The 12451-nt window shown below is 56.0% G+C and carries 18 protein-coding genes; 8 read left to right on the top strand and 10 right to left on the bottom strand.

From position 1 onward, the window contains the following. Nucleotides 1-17: 17 nt before the first annotated feature. Together BD01_RS05775 and BD01_RS05780 are read right to left on the bottom strand one after the other, a co-directional pair. Nucleotides 18-272, bottom strand: a complete 255-nt coding sequence (locus tag BD01_RS05775; RefSeq protein WP_042690920.1) for a hypothetical protein — start codon at nucleotides 270-272, stop codon at nucleotides 18-20. Then, nucleotides 269-778, bottom strand: coding sequence for a winged helix-turn-helix transcriptional regulator (locus BD01_RS05780; RefSeq protein ID WP_042690922.1), 510 nt, complete (start codon nucleotides 776-778; stop codon nucleotides 269-271). Before BD01_RS05780 ends, BD01_RS05775 begins: the two co-directional genes overlap by 4 nt. An 82-nt stretch (nucleotides 779-860) precedes the next feature. Here BD01_RS05780 and BD01_RS05785 point away from each other — a divergent pair, with 82 nt between their 5' ends. From BD01_RS05785 to BD01_RS05795, 3 genes are read left to right on the top strand one after another with little or no spacing between them, the layout of a single operon-like run. Further along, complete coding sequence (locus BD01_RS05785; protein WP_042690923.1) at nucleotides 861-2222, top strand: TldD/PmbA family protein; 1362 nt, start codon at nucleotides 861-863, stop codon at nucleotides 2220-2222. After that, entirely contained in the window at nucleotides 2219-3502 is a 1284-nt protein-coding gene (locus BD01_RS05790; RefSeq protein WP_042690925.1) for a TldD/PmbA family protein, read from the top strand. Before BD01_RS05785 ends, BD01_RS05790 begins: the two co-directional genes overlap by 4 nt. Nucleotides 3503-3548: 46 nt before the next feature. Further along, nucleotides 3549-4187: a DUF257 family protein gene (locus BD01_RS05795; protein WP_042690926.1), complete on the top strand. Its 639-nt coding sequence runs from the start codon at nucleotides 3549-3551 to the stop codon at nucleotides 4185-4187. Here BD01_RS05795 and BD01_RS05800 read toward each other — a convergent pair. Next, complete coding sequence (locus BD01_RS05800) at nucleotides 4184-4756, bottom strand: PH domain-containing protein (protein WP_042690928.1); 573 nt, start codon at nucleotides 4754-4756, stop codon at nucleotides 4184-4186. The two genes, BD01_RS05795 and BD01_RS05800, sit on opposite strands and share 4 nt — an antisense overlap. Nucleotides 4757-4847: 91 nt before the next feature. Here BD01_RS05800 and BD01_RS05805 point away from each other — a divergent pair, with 91 nt between their 5' ends. From BD01_RS05805 to BD01_RS05820, 4 genes are all read left to right on the top strand, one after another. Next, complete coding sequence (locus BD01_RS05805; RefSeq protein WP_042690930.1) at nucleotides 4848-5630, top strand: BtpA/SgcQ family protein; 783 nt, start codon at nucleotides 4848-4850, stop codon at nucleotides 5628-5630. A gap of 126 nt (nucleotides 5631-5756) precedes the next feature. Then, nucleotides 5757-6140, top strand: coding sequence for a hypothetical protein (locus BD01_RS05810; protein WP_042690931.1), 384 nt, complete (start codon nucleotides 5757-5759; stop codon nucleotides 6138-6140). Nucleotides 6141-6210: 70 nt separating this feature from the next. After that, nucleotides 6211-7560 (top strand): phosphoglucosamine mutase, encoded by a 1350-nt coding sequence (gene glmM / locus BD01_RS05815; protein WP_042690932.1) that lies wholly within the window; start codon nucleotides 6211-6213, stop codon nucleotides 7558-7560. A gap of 1 nt (nucleotide 7561) precedes the next feature. Continuing rightward, on the top strand, nucleotides 7562-8035 hold the full coding sequence (locus BD01_RS05820) for an EamA family transporter (protein ID WP_342665186.1): 474 nt from the start codon (nucleotides 7562-7564) through the stop codon (nucleotides 8033-8035). Here BD01_RS05820 and BD01_RS05825 read toward each other — a convergent pair. Genes BD01_RS05825 through BD01_RS05845 form a run of 5 tightly spaced genes read right to left on the bottom strand, consistent with a single transcriptional unit; the run spans nucleotide 7970 to nucleotide 10284 of the window. Beyond that, a complete protein-coding gene (locus BD01_RS05825) occupies nucleotides 7970-8545 on the bottom strand; it encodes a DUF523 domain-containing protein (protein ID WP_042690933.1) in 576 nt (191 codons plus the stop codon). The genes BD01_RS05820 and BD01_RS05825 overlap by 66 nt on opposite strands. 5 nt (nucleotides 8546-8550) lie before the next feature. Then, on the bottom strand, nucleotides 8551-8697 hold the full coding sequence (locus BD01_RS11175) for a PIN domain-containing protein (protein WP_042690935.1): 147 nt from the start codon (nucleotides 8695-8697) through the stop codon (nucleotides 8551-8553). Continuing rightward, complete coding sequence (locus BD01_RS05835; RefSeq protein WP_042690937.1) at nucleotides 8684-8875, bottom strand: antitoxin family protein; 192 nt, start codon at nucleotides 8873-8875, stop codon at nucleotides 8684-8686. The genes BD01_RS11175 and BD01_RS05835 overlap by 14 nt, the downstream gene beginning before the upstream one ends. Nucleotides 8876-8908: 33 nt before the next feature. Further along, the gene (locus tag BD01_RS05840; RefSeq protein ID WP_042690938.1) at nucleotides 8909-9484 is read right to left on the bottom strand and encodes an AAA family ATPase; all 576 of its coding nucleotides are present in this window, start codon (nucleotides 9482-9484) and stop codon (nucleotides 8909-8911) included. Next, nucleotides 9481-10284: a hypothetical protein gene (locus BD01_RS05845; protein WP_042690939.1), complete on the bottom strand. Its 804-nt coding sequence runs from the start codon at nucleotides 10282-10284 to the stop codon at nucleotides 9481-9483. The genes BD01_RS05840 and BD01_RS05845 overlap by 4 nt, the downstream gene beginning before the upstream one ends. A gap of 94 nt (nucleotides 10285-10378) precedes the next feature. Between BD01_RS05845 and BD01_RS05850 the strand changes: the two genes are divergently transcribed. Then, complete coding sequence (locus tag BD01_RS05850; protein ID WP_042690940.1) at nucleotides 10379-11002, top strand: ECF transporter S component; 624 nt, start codon at nucleotides 10379-10381, stop codon at nucleotides 11000-11002. A 29-nt stretch (nucleotides 11003-11031) separates the two neighbouring features. Here the strand turns inward: BD01_RS05850 and pyrI are convergent, their stop codons facing one another. Further along, nucleotides 11032-11487 carry an aspartate carbamoyltransferase regulatory subunit gene (gene pyrI, locus BD01_RS05855; RefSeq protein WP_042690942.1) on the bottom strand — a complete coding sequence of 152 codons (456 nt, stop codon included), beginning with the start codon at nucleotides 11485-11487 and terminating at the stop codon, nucleotides 11032-11034. 1 nt (nucleotide 11488) lies between these two features. Then, the gene (gene pyrB, locus BD01_RS05860; RefSeq protein WP_042690943.1) at nucleotides 11489-12415 is read right to left on the bottom strand and encodes an aspartate carbamoyltransferase; all 927 of its coding nucleotides are present in this window, start codon (nucleotides 12413-12415) and stop codon (nucleotides 11489-11491) included. Nucleotides 12416-12451: the final 36 nt, after the last annotated feature.

A 12451-nucleotide genomic window follows, 5' to 3' on the forward strand; every position in this document is an offset into this window, starting at 1 on the left:
GTTTGTGGTTCAACAGTTTAACGCCTCCAGAGGGCCAGGAAGAACAGCAGGAGGACGAGCACCTCAAGGAAGTCAACGATTAATCCGATGTCCCTTCCCAGCGCCCTGCTCTCCGCTGAAATCTCGACGACCTTCTTAAAGGCGAAGAGCAGGAACGCCAGCGCCAGGTAGAGCGTTGCCCTGAGGTGGCTCTTGCGGTAGGCCAGGTAGCTGACCCCAACCAGCGCCATTGCAAGCAGGATTATCGCAACGTCGAGGAGCATCTCCATCATTCACCCTCACCCATTCCAGCGAGGAGGTCTATAAGGCTATCTGCCAGCCTCTCCCACAGTCCCGGCCTGTAGTCCCTAATCAGTCTCACCAGGGTTTCCGGGTCGTAGTTAATCGTGTATATCACGCTCTTTCCGGTCCTTTCGGCCTTCACGACGCCGAGCTTCTCGAGTTCACGCATATGGTAGCTCACCGTCGGCTGGCTGACCTTCAGCCTTTCCGCTATTTCGCCCTGACTCATAGGGCCTTCCATGAGCAGGAGCAGTATCTTCCTCCTTGTCTCCGTTGATATCGCCATCAGCAGTCTCTGGGCCTCTTCCTCGAAGCCGGCCGGAAAGATGTAGCGCCTCCTGCCAACCTTCCGTGAAAACACCTTGCCCTCCTTTTCGAGCTTTCCGAGGTGGTACTGAAGGTCGCCGATGCCCAGTCCCAGCTCCCTTGCTAGCTCTCTGAACGTCACGCCGGGCCTGTTTCGGATGTAGTTCAGTATCTCGTTCCTCCGCTCCATCTTTCAACCCTTAAACCCTGTGGTTCATCCCTCTATGGCAAGTGATATAAGGCCTTCCCCTTTTATGCCCTGCGGTGAGAGTATGGAGTGGCTGATTAAAAAGGCTGAGGAGCTTGCGAGAAAACACGGTCTCGATTACTATGAAATCAGGCTCGTTAAGGTCACCTCAAGGAGGCTCGTCATGAGCAACGGCCAGCTGAGAGAGCTCTCAAGCAACTCCGAGCTCGGCATCGGCGCGAGGGCCTTCAACGGAACGTGGGGCTTTTCGAGCGCCAACGACCGCGAGAGGTTTGAGAAGGCAATAGAAACGGCGATGAAGATAGCGAAGCTCTCTCGCGGGAACGCGAGGATTTACCTCGGCGAGCCCGTGAGAGACGAGGTCGAACTTAAGGTCAAGAAGCCCTTCACTGAAGTTGACATCGAGGAGAAGCTCTCGCTCGTCAAGGAAATCGACGGTCTTCTTAGGGGCGAGAAAATCGTCAGCAGGACCGTCAACTACGGCGACTCAATCGTCGAGACCTTCTACTTCAACTCCCTCGGGAGCGAGATAAGAACCGTCGTCCCGAGGATACGGCTCGGCTTCTCGGTAACGGCCAAGGAAAACGGCGAGATGCAGGACTTCTGGAAGAGCTTCGGCGGAACCCTCGGCTGGGAGCTGGTTGAGGGTATTGACCTCCACTACTGGACGGCCCACGTAAAGGAGAAGGCCCTTGAGCTTCTGAGGGCATCTTCGCCGCCCTCCGGAGAGATGGACGTCATAGCCGACCCAGAGCTGACTGGGGTTTTCATCCACGAAGCCCTCGGCCACGCCGTCGAGGCAGACTCCGTCAAGAACGGCGACAGCATCTTAGCTGGAAGGCTCGGGGAGAAGATAGCGGTCGATGGTCTGAACGTCGTTGACGACCCCACTCTGCCGGGCAAGTTCGGGAGCTATCCGTACGACGACGAGGGGATTAAAGCGAGGCGCGTTGAGATTATCAAGGACGGCGTTCTCGTCAGCTACCTCAACGACAGGGAAACTGCCGAGTATTTCGGCCTTGAGCCCAACGGCCACGCGAGGGCTGAAAGCTACTCCCATCAGCCCCTCGTGAGGATGGGCAACACCTACGTCGAGCCCGGCGACTGGTCCTTCGAGGAAATCCTTGAGGCGGTTAAGAACGGCCTCTACATGCTCGGCGACAAGGGTGGCGAAGTTGACACCGCCAACGGGACGTTCACCTTCGGGGCGAAGCTCGGCTACATCGTGGAGAACGGCGAGATTAAGGAACCGGTCCGCGACGTCGCGCTCTCGGGCAAAATCCTCGACGTTTTGAAGAACATAATGGCCATCGGAAACGACACGCGCGTTGAGTTTCCGGGCTACTGCGGAAAGGGCCAGTGGGTCCCGGTTGACGACGGCGGGCCACATATACTCACGAGGGCCCTCGTGGGGGGATTGAGATGATTGAGGCCGTTGAGAGGCTCGTGAAGCTACTTGAACGCGAAAACGTCGAGTGGGAGGTATTCTACCAGTTCGGGCGCTCGGGCTCGTTCAGAATCGAGAGGGAAACCCTTGAGCGCTCCCAGAGGAAGTTCTACTCCGGAATAGGTCTCAGGGTTGGTTTAAAGGGTAGGCTCGGCTTTTCCTATATAACGGGCCTCCACCCAAGCGAGGAGGAGCTTAAGAAGCTGGTGGAGAGGGCGGTAAAGCTGGCGAAGATAAGCGAGGTTCCCTTCAGGGGCTTTCCGGCCAGTGGAAGGGTGAACCGCGTCAAGGGAATCTACGACGGGGAGATAGACGAGATTCCCTTCGAGGAGGCTCATAAGCTCGCCCTCGAATACGCTGAGCTGATGCGGGAGAAGAAAGGTAAGGAGACGCTCTCGGGTTCGCTCTCTCTCGCTGTCGGGACGAGCGGGGTCGTCAACTCCAACGGAATCGAGCTTGAAGAGCGCTCCACCTACATGGGAGTTTCGGCCTACGCGGTGCTCAGCGAGCCTCCGGGGACAGGCTCCTACAGGCAGAGCTTCACCTCCCTCCAGCCGGTTGAGGAGCTTGAGCGCGCTGTTGAGAAAGCCATTGACGAGGCGAGGCTGAGCGCGAGGGCGAGGAAGCTCGAACCCTACTCGGGGGAACTCGTTCTGGAGTCCAACGCTCTGGCTTCAATCATGGAGGTCTTCCTGAGCAACCTCTACGGCGATGAAGTGTATCACGGCAGGAGCAGGTTCTCGAAGCCCGGCGACGAGGTAGGTTCCTTCACGCTCGTGGACGACTCGACCCTTCCGGAACTGCCGGGGAGCTACTCCTTCGACGGGGAAGGAAGTCCGGGCCAGAGAACTGTTCTCGTCGGGGACGGAATAGTTAGAAACTTCCTCCTCGACCACACCTATGCCTCTTTCCTCGGCATGGAGAGCACGGGGAACGCGCTGAGAACCTTCAGGAGCGTCCCGTACATCGGAACGAGCAACCTAATCCTCGAGCCCGGGGAGGAGAGCCTTGAGGACTACGAGGGTGTCATCGTTAGAAAGGTCTTCGGTGAGCACACGGCCAACCCTGTGAGCGGTGACTTCTCGCTGACGGTCGAGCTCGGCTACGTGGTTGAGAACGGTGAGCTGAAACCGTTCAAGGACAACATGCTCGTCGGCAACGTCTTCGAGCTCCTTAGAACGCTGAAACCCGGAAAAGAGATTGAGAGAATTTCGAGTTTTCTTTCACCGAGGGCAATCGTCGAGGGGAGGCTCGTTTGACAACGTTTTTATATTTTCTCGCTTAACCCTATTTAGGGGATGCCCCATGACCAGCGATGAGCTTGATGAGATTCTATCCCTTCTCAAACCCGGTGAGACAGTGCTCGTTGAGTACACTCAGGATTCTCCCTCTGAGCTCCTCCTGTGGTTGCTCGTGGGGTGGGCAAAGGCAAACGACAGGGCGATTCTCATTGATGACGTCCTCGACACTTTTCCAGAGGTGCTTGCCAGACTCGAAGTTCTCGGCTTCGACGTCTCTGGCTTTGAAGAACTGCCCGTAGTCAAAATCGGCGGTTCAAGGAACGTTGGAAACGTAATAGGGACAATAGACGTTGACAGGCATTCAATCGACTTCCGCTACTACGAGAGGATATACTCCAAGGCCACCGATGGCGTCATGGTGAACCCCGTCCTTGGGTTCCACAAGCTCTTTCTGGTTCTTACGGACCGGGAGCTCCTGAGGTTAATCCGCAACGTTGCAGGCTTCGTTGGGAAGAAGGACAGGATAGCCCTGTACCTCGTCAATTCCGACGTCATAGCTTCAAAGCCCGGTGGCTTCGGAGCCCTCTTCAGGGAAATCGCAACGACAGTCTTGGCACTTTACCCAACGGAAAGGGGCTATGTTCTCGGCGTTGTAAAAACATCGAGAAGAGAACTTCTCGGGAAGGAGGTCGTAATCCTCTAAATCTCCTCCAGCAGTTTCTTCCTCTTTTCTTCGTACTCTTCCTGGCTTATGACGCCCATGTCGTAGAGTTCCTTCAGCTTCTTCAGCCTGTCCATCGGGTCTTCCTTCTTCTCCTGAACCGGTGCAGTGTGTGAGATTGGGGCCGTTCTCGTGACGAGCTCCTTCGGCTTGTTGAGAACCCATTCCTCGCTGGTGAGGCCCTTTTTGACCGCTATGCTCACTGGCTCGACCGCTATCGCGTTGAGGGCCTCCTTGATGGCGTTTATCGTCTTCCTGGCCTCCTCCTTGTCCATCCAGCCGAGCTTCAGCGTTATGCTCTCCTCGCCCTCTATTATGAACTCGGAGCTCATTATGCCGAGCTTGACAGTGACCCTCTCGAGCTTCTGGTAGGGCAACGCCCTGACGTCGTACCTCCCGAGAATCTTCTCATCAAGGTAGATAATCCTCCTGTCCGTAACGAGAAGCCACTTGGGCTTTTCAAGGCTCATCTTCTTCTTGACCGAGTAGAGGACGCGCTCCCCGGGTTCAATAATCTTCCCGAGGGCCTTCGGAAGTTCGGGCTCTCCCATGGACAACACCTAACCTAATTTGGCGGTGGAATATATTAACCTGCCGGAAACCGTTTAAGGAGAAGCCCCCTACGGTTGGGGAGGTGTTGGTATGGACTTCGAGAGGAAACCGCTCATCGGGATGGTTCACCTCAAGCCCCTCCCCGGCTCGTACCTCTACGACGGCAACCTTGAGACCGTTATTGAGCTCGCCCTGAAGGATGCGAAGACCCTTGAAGAGGCGGGCTTCGACGCGATAATGATTGAGAACTTCGGCGACGTTCCGTTCCCAAAGACCGTTGACAAGGTGACGGTTGCTTCCTTCACCGCCGTAGCAAAGGCAGTCAGGGACGAGGTGAGCGTTCCGGTCGGGATTAACGTCCTCAGGAACGACGGGATATCGGCCTATTCAATAGCCTACGCGATTAAAGCGGACTTCATAAGGGTGAACGTGCTGAGCGGAGTTGCCTTCACCGACCAGGGAATCATCGAGGGCATCGCCCACGAGCTTGCAAGGCTGAGGAAGCTTCTCCCGAGCGGAATCAAGGTTTTCGCCGATGTGCACGTCAAGCACGCGGTTCACTTCTTCGACTTTGAAGATGCCATAAGGGACACCGTCGAGCGCGGTCTGGCCGATGCGATAGTGGTGAGCGGAAAGGCAACCGGAAAGCCCGTGGATTTAGAAAAGCTCGCCCTCGCGAAGAGAATCTCGCCAGTTCCGGTCGTTGTCGGCTCCGGAACGACCTACGACAACCTGCCGGAGCTGTGGAGGTATGCGGATGCCTTCATCGTCGGCACGTGGCTCAAGCGCGATGGAAAGGTCGAGAACGAGGTTTCCCTTGAGAGGGCCAGAAAGCTCGTTGAGCTGGCGGAGAAGTTGAGGAGAAGTTCTTAGCTTTTCCTTCAGAATTCTTCGAATTTTCTTCTCCGAAAGTCTTATTACGATTGGGCGCGTATCTTCTAGAAGCCCTGTCCCGCTTTTCTCTTCCGCGAGATGGGTTGTTGTTTGGAGGTGCTAAGTTTGGGAATCCCGAAGAAACTTGTGGTTGGGTTTTTCCTGCTCATCTTCCTCGGCGTCGCGGCAATCTTCGGAATGCAGTACTACTACGAAACCGCTTACGACAAGGTTCCGGTCGAGGTCAAGACCGAGACGGTGAGCGGAGACGTCTTCTACCTCAGCCACGTGCTCGAGCCGGGAAAGTACAAGATAACGGCCGAGAGCGAGGGGACGGTCGAGAAGATAACGATACTCGACGAGAACGGCAACGTGCTGACCGAGTCCGAGACGGACAGCCTCATCTACGGCTCCAGCGTGCCGTTTCAGGTGCGGGTTGACTACAAGGCGCCCGTTAACGTGGACAGCTACACTGTCTCGGTCGGCATATACCGGCTTGTCAAGAAATGACGAAAGCGTTATATTTTCTTTCCTTTACTTCTTCTCGTCTCATTACTCACTCTTACCTTGGGTGATGCTCATGGGGAAGTACTTCGGCACGAGCGGAATCAGAGGGCTGTTCAACGAGTGCGTTACCCCCGAGCTGGCGTTGAAGGTTGGAAAGGCTGTCGGGACTTATCTCGGGGGAGGAAGGGTCGTCGTTGGAATGGACACGAGAACGAGCAGTGAGACCCTCAAGTCGGCCCTAATCAGCGGGCTTCTCAGCACGGGCGTCGAGGTGATAGACATAGGTCTGTCCCCAACGCCGCTCACGGGCTTTGCGATAAAGCTTTACGAAGCCGATGCGGGTGTTACGATAACCGCCTCCCACAATCCTCCGGAATACAACGGGATAAAGGTGTGGCAGTCCAACGGGATGGCCTACACCCCCGACATGGAGGCCGAACTTGAGGGAATCCTCGAATCCGGGAACTTTAGAAAGGTCCCCTGGAACGAGATTGGGACGCTCAGAAGGGCCGACCCCAGAAAGGAGTACATAAGAAAGGCCCTCGAGATGGTGAAGCTCAACGATTCCTATACGGTTGTCGTCGATTCCGGCAACGGCGCCGGCTCAATCCTCAGCCCATACCTCCAGCGCGAGCTGGGCAACAGGGTTATTTCGCTCAACTCTCACCCGAGCGGTTTCTTCGTGAGGGAGCTCGAGCCGAACGCGAAGAGCCTTTCAGGACTGGCGAAAACCGTTAGGGTCATGAAAGCGGACGTTGGGATAGCGCACGACGGCGACGCCGACAGAATCGGCGTGGTGGACGACGAGGGAAACTTCGTCGAGTACGAGGTCATGCTCTCGCTCATAGCCGGCTACATGCTCAGGAAGTTCGGGAAGGGAAAGATAGTTACCACCGTCGATGCCGGCTTCGCTCTGGACGACTACGTCAGGCCCTTGGGCGGGGAAGTTATAAGAACGCGCGTTGGAGATGTGGCGGTTGCCGATGAACTGGCCAAACACGGTGGAATCTTTGGTGGCGAGCCGAGCGGGACGTGGATAATCCCCCAGTGGAACCTGACGCCGGACGGGATATTCGCGGGGGCACTCGTCCTCGAGATGATAGACAGGCTCGGGCCGATAAGCGAGCTCGCCAGAGAAGTCCCGCGCTACGTAACTTTAAGGGCGAAGATACCCTGCCCCAACGAGAAGAAAGCTAAGGCGATGGAAATCATAGCGAAGGAGGCTTTGAAGAGCTTCGACTACGAGAGGCTCATAGACATCGACGGCATAAGGATTGAGAACTCTGACTGGTGGGTTCTGTTCAGGCCGAGCGGAACCGAGCCGATAATGCGCATAACCCTTGAGGCGCACACCGAGGAGAAGGCGAAGGAGCTGATGGGAAAGGCTGAGAAGCTCGTCAGGAGCGCGGTGGAGCGGGCTTGAAATGAAAACCTACATCATCTACGCCTTCCTCTCTGCCTTCTTCGCTTCCCTCGTTCCAATCTTTGGAAAAATCGGCCTCAGGGACGTTAACCCAACGCTCGCGACCGCCGTGAGGGCCGTCATAATGGCGGTCTTCCTCGTCGGCGTCGCCCTCGTGAGCGGTGTAACTCGGGAACCGCTGGGTGGAAAGGCGTTGCTTTTCATAGCGCTCTCAGGAATAGCGGGCGCGCTCTCGTGGCTCTTCTACTTCATGGCCGTTAAAGCCGGCCGTGTTCCCGCTGTAGTTGCGATAGACAAGACGAGCGTCGCGCTGGCAATCTTCCTCTCGTGGCTCATCCTCGGAAGCAGGATGGACGTGAAAACAGCGGTGCGCGCTCCTCATAGTCCTCGGCGCGATTCTGGTGGCCCTTTAGGGCTTCAGGGTCTTTCTGAGCCTTTTAACGCTCTCCTCAACGTCGTCCTTGTCGAACTCTAAAAACTCCGCCTCCGGGAAGCGCTCCATGAGCTCCTCAAAGAGGAGTCCCGGCCCTTCTTTAACCTCGAAGGAAAAGCGCTCGATGATTTTCCTGCTCTCCTCAAGCCTCTTCTCCTTGTCCATGTAGAAGAACGCAGGAATCAGACCGTAGTCAAAGGAATCAGGGTCGTTCGAGGTTGTGTGGAAGACACCGCAGGTTGGGGAGCCTTTAACGCCGATGAAGACCACCCGCTCCGGCTTCTCTTCAGTCAGAACCCTCCCTATGAAGTCCGCTATGACCTGAACCCTCTCGCGCATGCCGAGTCTCTCAAAGCTCTCCCTTCCCATCGGGGGCCTCGGCCAGCCGATTAGCTCGAACTCGGGGCAGGGGTAGGCAAGAACCTGCCATTCCTCGCCGAGTTCGCCAATCAGCTTCCTCAGCTCTCTTGCCGTCCTGTATTCCTTCTCCTTCGGCCCGCGGTAGACGTAAAACGGACTCAACAGGCAGGGGGCTACGATTAGGAGGTTCATGGTAATCACCCGATAACTTTTATCAGAGGAACTTTCTCGAAATCCGAGTCAAAGGTTAGAATGCGCTCAATTTCGTGTTCCGCGCAGGTTGCAACGATGAGGGCATCGTTGGGAAGCAGTTGATACTTCTCCCCAATCTCAGAGCGACTCATAGTATGCCTCCTTAAGGCGCTTGTAGTCGATTTTTTCGACCTTTCTGATGAGCATGGAGTCGAGTATCTCATCAACGTCTGGGGTTATCACTATCCTCACCCTCGCGTGCTCCGGCAGGTTGAGCTTCTTCAGGGGCTTCAGCACGCCGTTCTCGTAAACCGCCTCCACAACCTCCATGTTCCCACCAGTTACCCTTACTCCCCACTCCCTTTAAGCCTTGCTCAGCTCCTCGATAATCCGCTCCACCTTCTCCTTCAGCTCCTCCAAGGTTCCCTCGTTGACTATAACGTAGTCAGCCAGGTCCTTGAGTTTGCTCGTGTGGTAGAGCCTTTCCTCGGCGTCGTCCATCTCCTTGAAGTCTTCAAATGTCTTGATTCCCCTGTCCTTACTGGCCTTCCTTCTCATCAGGCGCTCGAACCTTATCTCCGGCCTTGCCTCGACGTAGATGACCTTCCCGCCGAGCCTCTTTATCGCCTCGATTTCCTCACGCGAGCGGACGCCGTCTATGACGATATTTTCGCAGTTCCTCTTCTTGTCAACGGCGAGACGAATTAATATATCCCCGCCGTATTTGTCCTTCAGGTACTTTCCGAACTCTATGAGCTTCTCGCGCGTCGGCTCTGCCTTCTCTGGCAGTTCCGGAATCCACGAGTAGTCGGAAACGTTGTGGGTAAGCAGGTCAATCAGCGGCTCACTGCAGGAAACCCTGCAGAAGCCCTTCTTCTCGAAGAATTTAGCGATTGTCGTTTTTCCAGCGGCAATCTTTCCAACGACCCCGATTATCATCTCCTCCGCCTCCAGTAGCGCCATACAACCTTGGCCCCATCTGTCGACTCCATGAGGCCGTCGTAGGTGAGTTTGGCGACGAACTCAAGGAGGGCCTTCTCATCGACCATCGTGGGGAATTCGAAGCCAAAAAGGTATTTCAGCTCGAAGAAGCCGATGTGGAGAAGCCTGAAGGGATTGAGGAGGTAAACTCCACCCTTCTCGTCCAGCGGGAATGGAAAATCTGCCAAAACAAGTCTTGCGCCCCTTTCCCCCGCGATTCTCACGAGCTTGTCCTCATTTGGGAAGAACAGCTCCCTGGGGCCCCCTTCAACGGCTTCGTACTCGAGCCTTGGAAAGGTGTACCTCAGTCCGATTGCCCCGTAGGGGAGCTTGAGGGCTTTGGCAAAGCCGAGGAGCGGTTTGGCAGAGAAGCTCAGGAAGACGAGCGTTTTCAGGTTTCCCGTAACTTCGGGCCACTCCCTCGGCGGGAACCTACGCTCTGCCTCGATTATCGGCGTTAGGAACTCGAGCTCTTTGGGAAGGAGCCTTTCAGCCTCGTCCAGCGTTTTCCGCTTTATCTCGAGGTCGAGGTTTGAATAGACGGTAACCTGCTTGACTCCGAGCCTCTCGCGGAGCTTCCCTATGACGAGGCTGTTGCCGATGACGACGCTCTTGTCCGTCCTGTCGTGGGCTATTATGAAGAGCTTGTCCCCCTTTGGGTCGTAGCGGACCTCGTCTATCCTGAAGGGGCTCTCCGGAAGGCCGTGCTCAAGCCTTATCTCCCGAACGAGCTCAGATATTGCTTCCGGTGTGAACATCGGGCTCCCTTATCATGGGAGCTTTTAAGGAGATTGTTCCTTTTTTGGAACAAAGATTTTAAAATTGTGGAACAAACTTGGGTCGGTGGTGGGGATGAAAATTGGGCCCAAGGAGATAGCGATTTCAGGTGTGATGCTCGGCCTCGCGCTCCTCCTTGACGTCGCTCCAATAGACTTTCCGACGGTCTGGGGCATGAAGATTGACGTCGTAGCTGTGCCCATAGTAATCGTTTACTTCATCCTGAGCTTCTGGGGAAGCCTCTTCGCCCTCGGCCTGCTCTTCATAGGCCTCAGCGTGGTTTCATCTGCGAGCTGGCTTGGGGCGATGATGAAGGTAACGGCAACCTTCGCCGTCATACTCGGCCTTGAGTTCGCGAGGAGAGCGGTCGGTCTGGACTTCAGGAACCCGCGCAGGTTGCTCTTCTTCGGTGCCGTCGCATACATCGTCGGCGTTGCCATAAGGGTTCCGCTTATGCTCCTGTTGAACTACTACGTGGCCCTTCCGATATGGCTTGGCCTTCCAAGGGAGCAGGTTGTTCGGGCCGTCGAGAACTGGACTCATGTTCCCTTCTGGGTGGCTATAGGCCTTCCGAACGCGGTTCAGAGTGCCATAGACGTCTTCCTGAGCCTCACGGTTGCGGTTCCGGTTCTCAAAAGACTCCCCCACCTTGGCACGGTGGACGTTTCAACCGGTGACATCGAGGAGAACGCCTTTTGATTCTCAATTTTTGAAAAAAGAGAAGGAATTCAGAGGTTCCCCAGGATTTCATCTCCCTCAATCGTTCTCTCGCAGTAGTGGCAGCGGAGCTTTAGTGGGTCCCTGCTCTCGACCTTGAAGCGTGGCCTCACGTACTCGTGGTTGCTGACGCAGTTTGGATTGGGGCAGGTGAGGATTCCGACTATCTCGTCCGGAATCGAGACCTTGAACTTCTCCACTATCTTGTAATCCCGGACGATGTTGACGGTAGCGTCCGGCGCGATGAGGGCAATCTTGTTGACCTCCTCCTCGCTCAAATACCTCCCTTCGACCTTTACGATGTCCTTCCTGCCGAGCTTTTTGCTCGGAACGTTCGAGGCTATGAGGAGGGTCCCCCCGTTCGGTTTCGTCAGGCCGAGGATTTCGATGACCTTGAGCCACTTTCCTGCCGGAATGTGGTCTATTACCGTTCCCTCGGGGATTACCTCAACCTTCAGCTCGGGCATTTTAGAGCACCCCCAGCGTTAGGCCCAAAAGCGCCATTCTAACCGGCACGCCGGAGAAGACCTGACGGAAGTAGAGCGCGTGCTCGCTCTTGTCAACCTCTGGGTGAATCTCGTCCACCCTCGGGAGCGGGTGCATGACCTTCAGCGTTTCCTTGGCGTTCTTCAAAAGCTTGCAGTTCACCTGGTAGCTGCCCTTGACCTTCAGGTACTCCTCCTCGTCAGGGAAGCGCTCGCGCTGGATTCTCGTGACGTAGAGCACATCAAGCTCTGGAATCGCGCCCTCGAGGTCGGTCGTCTCGTGAACCTCAACGCCCCTCTCCTTCAGCTCCTCGACGATGTGCTTCGGCATCCTCAAGAGCTCCGGCGATATCAGGTACAGCTCGACGTCGTAGAACGCTAAGGCCTCCGCGAGGCTGTGGACGGTTCTTCCGTATTTGAGGTCGCCGAGCAGGCCAATCTTGAGGCCGTCAATCCTTCCGAAGGCGCGCTTTATCGTGTAGAGGTCGAGGAGGGTTTGAGTCGGGTGCTGGTTGCTCCCGTCGCCGGCGTTGATGACCGGAACCTCCGCCACCTCAGCCGCCAACCGGGCGGCTCCCTCAAGTGGATGCCTAATCACAATCACGTCGCTGTACTGCTCGACGGTTCTTATCGTGTCGGCCAAACTTTCACCCTTCTTGACGCTCGTGCTTGAGGCCGAGGAGAAGCCTATCACCGAGCCGCCGAGCCTGTGCATCGCGCTCTCGAAGCTCAGCCTTGTTCTCGTTGAGGGCTCGAAGAACAGCGTCGCCAGAATTTTCCCGCGCGCGTATTCGAGCGAGCCCTTCTCCTTGAGTTCTTCCTCGAGCCTCTCTGCGACCTTCAAAACAAACTCGATATCGCTTTTCGAGAAGTCCCTAATGCTTACAACGTCCCTTCCTTTCCAGTCCATAAGAGCCCTTCCGGTGTAAAAAACGATGGGTTTTTA

Origin of the sequence: Thermococcus nautili, from assembly GCF_000585495.1 — an archaeon.
GTDB classification, from domain to species: Archaea; Methanobacteriota_B; Thermococci; order Thermococcales; family Thermococcaceae; genus Thermococcus; species Thermococcus nautili.

Bases quoted from the DNA above. Each gene is read 5' to 3' on its own strand.
- glmM (WP_042690932.1), top strand. From the start codon at position 6,211: ATGGGGAAGTACTTCGGCACGAGCGGAATCAGAGGGCTGTTCAACGAG.
- BD01_RS05805 (WP_042690930.1), top strand. From the start codon at position 4,848: ATGGACTTCGAGAGGAAACCGCTCATCGGGATGGTTCACCTCAAGCCC.
- BD01_RS05775 (WP_042690920.1), bottom strand. From the start codon at position 272: ATGATGGAGATGCTCCTCGACGTTGCGATAATCCTGCTTGCAATGGCG.
- BD01_RS05820 (WP_342665186.1), top strand. From the start codon at position 7,562: ATGAAAACCTACATCATCTACGCCTTCCTCTCTGCCTTCTTCGCTTCC.
- BD01_RS05780 (WP_042690922.1), bottom strand. From the start codon at position 778: ATGGAGCGGAGGAACGAGATACTGAACTACATCCGAAACAGGCCCGGC.
- pyrI (WP_042690942.1), bottom strand. From the start codon at position 11,487: ATGCCCGAGCTGAAGGTTGAGGTAATCCCCGAGGGAACGGTAATAGAC.
- BD01_RS05790 (WP_042690925.1), top strand. From the start codon at position 2,219: ATGATTGAGGCCGTTGAGAGGCTCGTGAAGCTACTTGAACGCGAAAAC.
- BD01_RS05850 (WP_042690940.1), top strand. From the start codon at position 10,379: ATGAAAATTGGGCCCAAGGAGATAGCGATTTCAGGTGTGATGCTCGGC.
- BD01_RS05825 (WP_042690933.1), bottom strand. From the start codon at position 8,545: ATGAACCTCCTAATCGTAGCCCCCTGCCTGTTGAGTCCGTTTTACGTC.
- BD01_RS11175 (WP_042690935.1), bottom strand. From the start codon at position 8,697: ATGAGTCGCTCTGAGATTGGGGAGAAGTATCAACTGCTTCCCAACGAT.
- BD01_RS05800 (WP_042690928.1), bottom strand. From the start codon at position 4,756: ATGGGAGAGCCCGAACTTCCGAAGGCCCTCGGGAAGATTATTGAACCC.
- BD01_RS05835 (WP_042690937.1), bottom strand. From the start codon at position 8,875: ATGGAGGTTGTGGAGGCGGTTTACGAGAACGGCGTGCTGAAGCCCCTG.
- BD01_RS05785 (WP_042690923.1), top strand. From the start codon at position 861: ATGGAGTGGCTGATTAAAAAGGCTGAGGAGCTTGCGAGAAAACACGGT.
- pyrB (WP_042690943.1), bottom strand. From the start codon at position 12,415: ATGGACTGGAAAGGAAGGGACGTTGTAAGCATTAGGGACTTCTCGAAA.
- BD01_RS05845 (WP_042690939.1), bottom strand. From the start codon at position 10,284: ATGTTCACACCGGAAGCAATATCTGAGCTCGTTCGGGAGATAAGGCTT.
- BD01_RS05795 (WP_042690926.1), top strand. From the start codon at position 3,549: ATGACCAGCGATGAGCTTGATGAGATTCTATCCCTTCTCAAACCCGGT.
- BD01_RS05840 (WP_042690938.1), bottom strand. From the start codon at position 9,484: ATGATAATCGGGGTCGTTGGAAAGATTGCCGCTGGAAAAACGACAATC.